This window comes from Collimonas sp. (assembly GCF_044339385.1).
Classification (GTDB): domain Bacteria; phylum Pseudomonadota; class Gammaproteobacteria; order Burkholderiales; family Burkholderiaceae_D; genus Collimonas.
Map to the genome: position 1 here is coordinate 1 of NZ_JBIIVN010000207.1, position 3,645 is coordinate 3,645.

The 3,645-nt window shown below is 58.5% G+C and carries 4 protein-coding genes and 1 tRNA gene; all 5 read right to left on the minus strand.

The features are described from left to right. Nucleotides 1–115: 115 nt before the first annotated feature. Nucleotides 116–652 carry a phosphatidylglycerophosphatase A gene (locus ACIQ0R_RS11855; protein WP_395827657.1) on the minus strand — a complete coding sequence of 179 codons (537 nt, stop codon included), beginning with the start codon at nt 650–652 and terminating at the stop codon, nt 116–118. Further along, nucleotides 649–1,632, minus strand: a complete 984-nt coding sequence (thiL, locus tag ACIQ0R_RS11860; RefSeq protein WP_395827660.1) for a thiamine-phosphate kinase — start codon at nt 1,630–1,632, stop codon at nt 649–651. Before thiL ends, ACIQ0R_RS11855 begins: the two co-directional genes overlap by 4 nt. A gap of 106 nt (nt 1,633–1,738) precedes the next feature. Continuing rightward, nucleotides 1,739–2,314, minus strand: a complete 576-nt coding sequence (locus ACIQ0R_RS11865; protein WP_395827663.1) for a hypothetical protein — start codon at nt 2,312–2,314, stop codon at nt 1,739–1,741. Between the two features lie 65 nt (nt 2,315–2,379). Then, nucleotides 2,380–3,087: a tRNA (guanosine(46)-N7)-methyltransferase TrmB gene (gene trmB, locus ACIQ0R_RS11870; RefSeq protein WP_395827666.1), complete on the minus strand. Its 708-nt coding sequence runs from the start codon at nt 3,085–3,087 to the stop codon at nt 2,380–2,382. Nucleotides 3,088–3,222: 135 nt separating this feature from the next. Further along, nucleotides 3,223–3,296, minus strand: a tRNA-Gly gene (locus ACIQ0R_RS11875). Nucleotides 3,297–3,645: the final 349 nt, after the last annotated feature.

The following is a 3,645-nucleotide window of genomic DNA, read 5'->3' on the forward strand; positions in this document are numbered from 1 at the left end:
ATAGCAACCGTCTATAGCAACCGTCTATAGCAACCGTCTATAGCAACCGTCTATAGCAACCGTCTATAGCAACCGTCTATAGCAACCGTCTATAGCAACCGTCTATAGCAACCGTCTATAGCAACCGCCACAGCGCCAGCACCAGCAGCGTATAAAACGCTGCCACAATGTCATCCCACATCACGCCGAAGCCGCCTTTCAGATGGCGGTCGAAGTAAGAAATCGGTGGCGGCTTGACCATGTCAAAAAAGCGGAACACCACAAACGCTGCGAATTGGGCCCACAGGCTGGCCGGCGTCATCAGTACCAGCACCAGCCAGAACGCAATGATTTCATCCCACACCATGCTGCCGTGATCGGGGGCGCGCAAATGGCGGCCGGTAACCTGGCAGGTCCAGACGCCCACCACAAAGCCGGCGGCGATGATCACCAGCCAATTCAGCGGCGTAAAGATTTCCGGCCAGCGTGTGGTCATCACCACATACGACAGCCAGCCAAACAAGGTGCCGAAAGTACCCGGCATCACTGGCGACAAGCCGCTGCCAAATCCTTGCGCAATGATATGTGCGGGGTGCGCCATCATGAAACGGCCAGTGGCCTTGATCGGACGGGGAGTAATGCTGGGAGTAATGCTGTTTGCCGGTGTGGTCATGTGGAGCGAAAGTGGTCGAAAGAAGTCAGTTGCAGGTTAAGCGCGGTGCCGTCGGCATCGTGCAGGCGTATGCCGCGGGCGGCATTGATACTGCCGATGCGAGTCACCGCGGTGGCCGCTGCCTGGCCAGCGGCAAGCACAGCGTCGCGGCGCTCGGCAGGGGCGGTGAAACATAATTCATAGTCGTCGCCGCCAGCCAGGGTAAAGTGGCGGCGGATTGTCTGGCTTTGCTGCGCCAGCACCGGGCCCGCCGGCAGGCTGTCGACCGCCAGCGTAGCGCCAACCCCGGAGCGCGTCAGGATATGCCCAAGGTCGCCGGTTAGGCCGTCGGAAATATCGATTGCCGCCCGCGCGATCCCGCGCAGCGCCAGCCCCAGCGCCACGCGTGGCGTCGGTTGGTGCATGCGGGTTGCCGCCAGCGCGTGCTGTGCGCTATCGAGCGTCAGTTGATCCGTCAGTTCATGCCGATAACCCGCCAGCGCCAGCCGCACATCGCCCAGCGTACCGGAGACCCAGATGTCGTCCCCCGCTTGCGCCGCATCGCGTCGCAGAGCCTGGCCCGGCAAGGTTTCGCCGAATACGGTGATGCAGATATTCAGCGGGCCTTTGGTGGTATCGCCGCCGATCAGCTCGCAGCCATGGGCATCGGCCAATGCCAGCAACCCGGCTGAAAACGGCGCCAGCCACGCTTCGCTTGCGGCAGGCAACGCCAGCGCCAATGTAAATGCCAGCGGCCGGGCGCCCATCGCCGCCAGATCGGACAGGTTGACCGCCAGGCACTTGTGGCCCAGCGCCAAGGGCTCGGCGTCGGCAAAGAAATGTCGCCCTTCCACCAGCATGTCGGTGGAAATGGCAATCTGGCTGCCGGTGGTGGCAGTCAGCAACGCGCAATCGTCCCCAACGCCCAGAGCAATCTGCGCAATATTGCTGCGTGCCGGGCGCGTGAAGTAGCGGGAAATTAGGTCGAATTCAGACAGCATCTGCGGATTGTACCGAATCACGAGGGCTTACAGCCGATTTGTAGCTGATGGCAAGCCTGATTTACTGAATTACGGCGCTTAGCCGCATTGTTCCACCCAAGCGTCGTCAGAACCCTGAGCCACAGCTGGTGGTGCGCGAAATGGCGCCGCGCTGGATGATGTCCTCACCCTTGGTATTACCGACCGAGATTTGCGTTACGCAATAAGTGCCGTTCGGCCCCGTCACTTTAGTCACCCGCTGGCCGTCCGGCCGCGTGATGTCTTCCATGGTGGTTTCACCCGGCCTCGGTGCATCTTTCGGCACGACTGGCCCGGCGAGTGCCTTTTCCAGTATTTCCTGGCGGTTTGGCGTGGCTGCCGGAGCGGGTAAGGGCTCAGCGGCAGCAGAGGTGTCCTTGCGCAGGTCGCGGTCGATCTGCCCGATATTGCGTTTCGCGGCATCCACCATCTCCTCGGCCGACGGCCGGGGGGAAGCGACCGGCACCTGCGGCACCGTGGTGCCGGGCGGGGCTGGTGCATAGCGCGTGTCCTCCACCGTTATCGTACCGGGCGGCAGCGGTGTTGCCTGTTCCCCCGCCTGTGCAGAAGGCAGATGAAACTGCAGCAGCGCCAGCAGCGCTATCGATGCAGCGGCGTTAGCAAGCTTGTAGTCGATATGAGGCAAAAATCGCGTGATCAGCATGTCGCACACCTTCTATCAAAATACGTTTGTCCGGCATCGCACTGTATATCGCGCCAACGATCAGATCAAACGCGTGTAAATACCAAATCCCACACGCCATGCCCGAGCCGCAAGCCGCGATTCTCGAACTTGGTCACAGGACGATAATCCGGCCGTTCCGCATAGGTGTCGGCGGTATTCTTCAGCAACGGCTCGGCGCTCAATACGTCCAGCATTTGCTCAGCATACTCTTGCCAGTCGGTAGCACAATGCAGATAGCCGCCCGGCGCAATACGCGATGCCAGCAAACTCACCAGCGGCCCCTGAATCAAGCGCCGCTTGTTATGGCGCGCCTTGTGCCACGGATCCGGAAAAAACACATGCGCCCCCGCCAGCGCGCCGGGCGCAATCATGTTAGTCAGCACTTCTACCGCATCATGTTGGATCAAGCGCAAATTGTGCAACTGCTGCTCGCCGATCAGCTTCAGCAAACTGCCCACACCAGGCGTATGCACCTCGACCCCGACGAAATTCTTTTCCGGCATGCCCGCAGCAATCCTGGCCAACGTCTCGCCCATGCCAAAGCCAATCTCCAGAACGGTTGGCGCGGCACGCCCAAAAACCTGATCGAGATCAAGCACAGTCTTGTCATAAGGAACACAAAAACGCGGCCCCAATTCCTCAATAGCACGCGCCTGCGCCGTCGACAAGCGCCCGGCGCGCGTGACAAAGCTGCGGATCCGATGTTCGGTCGGATCGTAAAAAAGTGGTTTGCCGGATTTGTTTTCTGACATGCTGGATAGAGAGAGTTAAGAAGAGACAAGCGCGGATAGCCCGCAACCGCAACATACAGCGTCATTGTAACGCCAGACAATTGTATGCCTCAAAAATACAAATGGCACCTCGAATAGCAGGTGCCAACGCTGGTCTGGAGCGGGTAGAGAGGATCGAACTCTCATCTAAAGCTTGGGAAGCTTTCGTTCTGCCATTGAACTACACCCGCGATAGGCGCATTTTACGCGGGTTTGGACGGGGTTTGCAAACTTGAAAGATGTTTGAGGGGATGGGGAATGTGATGGGGAATGTGATGGGCGATTTATTCGGAGTGTGATTATTTGATTGGCATGATTTGTTGTTTTTGTTTGTGGCGAATAAACCAACTCAGCAGAAGAGCTAATGCCGTTCAGTTAAGAGAAAAAGCGCCGCTGCGAAGGAGGGTGCGCTGTGTTGGCGCTAATTGAATCTTGACCCAGCCTGCTGATTGAAATGTGACCCAGGGCTGGTCGCTGCGTTTTGAGTTAGCAGCTGTGGATAAGTCTATCAAACAGTTGGTGTTGAAGCACTCCTTTTTT